Consider the following 1,584-nt stretch of genomic DNA (forward strand, 5'->3'; position numbering starts at 1 on the left):
GTAACTGGGGCAGATTGCGGGGCACAGGTGTTGCGTTCATGATCTCGGTCTGATTCAAGATCGTATGGGCCTGTCATCGGATGATCCCTTTGAGACACTGAGCGCCGAGAGTTTGCGTCGGCTCGTCGGTGATCTGTTGCAACGGCTTCAATCGCTCGAGGAGCAGGTAACCCACCTCGGCGAACAGCTCGCGTCAGCCGAGACGGCCCGGGCCGCCCTGCAAGCCGAGAACCAGGACTTGCGTGATGAGATTGCCCGGCTGAAAAACCTGCCGCCGCGGCCTCCGTTCAAACCCTCCGGCATGGACAAGGTCACGGAACGGGAGGTTCGCAAGAGCGGCGGTCAACGGCGGCGGCGTGGCCCGAAACGCGACAAGGACCGCGTCACCCGCGAGGAGGTGCTGACCGCTTCAGCCCCTTCGGGGTCGCGCTTCAAGGGATATCGAACCATCCTGGTTCGTGACCTGGCAATTTCGGCCGAGCTTGTCCGCTACCAGCGCGAACGCTGGCTGACCCCGGAGGGCAAAAGGGTCATCGCGCCCTTGCCGGAGGGGCTGCTCGGCGGCTTTGGTGCCAACCTGCGCCGGTTCTGTCTCGCGCTTCATGCCCAGGGGCAGGTGACGACGGAGCGGCTAACCGCGATCCTGAACGGCATCGGCATGGAGATCTCCAAGCGCCAGGTGGTGCGCATCCTCACCTCCGATCTGGATGGGTTTGTGGCGGAGGATCAGGCGATCCTGCGGGCAGGCCTGGCCACCGCGCCTTATATCAGCGTGGATGACACCGGTGCCCGCCATGCGCGCCGCCACGAAGTCACCACGCAGATCGGCGGCACTCGCTTCAGCGTCTTCCGCACGGGCCGCTCGAAGTCACGGCTGAACTTCCTCTCTCTGCTGCGGGCCGGGTGCGAGGATTACATCATCAACGACGCGGCACTCGACTATATGCGCCATCGCAAGGTGGCGCCGGATGTCATCAGTAAGCTTGCTGCCCATCCCGAAACCTTATTCCCCTCGCAGATGGCCTGGTATGATCACCTGGTGAGGTTGCGCCTAGACGTCTTCGACCGCACCCTGGTGCGGGAGCTAAGCGAGGCTGCCCTCTGGGGCGCGGTGCGCCACCACGGGCTGATGGGCAACACGGTGGTTGTGTCCGACGATGCCGGACAGTTCCGCATCCCCAATCATGCCCTGTGTTGGGTTCACGCCGAGCGGCTGCTGCAAAAGCTGATGCCGAAAACACCCGAACAGACGCGCAAGCTGGAAAAGGTCCAAGGCCAGATCTGGGCCCTCTACCGCGATCTGAAGCTCTGGAAGCAAAAGCCGTCCGCGAAGGAGGCGCCCGTCCTCGCTGAGCGGTTCGATAACATCTTCGGGCAACGCACCCGTTACAAGGAACTGGGTCAGTTGCTGGCTCGCCTGCACAGGCGAAAGCATGAACTGCTGAAAGTGCTGGAACGGCCCGAGATCCCACTCCACACCAATGCTTCCGAAAACGACCTGCGGGCCTGCGTGACCAAGCGCCGGATCTCGGGCGGCACCATGAGCGCCGATGGCCGCCAGGCACGCGATATCATGCTTGGGTT

At 63.2% G+C, this 1,584-nt stretch carries 1 protein-coding gene; it reads left to right on the top strand.

The genetic code is table 11. The features are described 5' to 3' along the window. Positions 1-64: 64 nt before the first annotated feature. Positions 65-1,584: IS66 family transposase (locus OU682_RS23890; protein ID WP_268944668.1), on the top strand; the 1,520-nt coding region annotated here is incomplete at its 3' end.

This window comes from Paracoccus benzoatiresistens (assembly GCF_026913015.1).
GTDB lineage: Bacteria > Pseudomonadota > Alphaproteobacteria > Rhodobacterales > Rhodobacteraceae > Paracoccus > Paracoccus benzoatiresistens.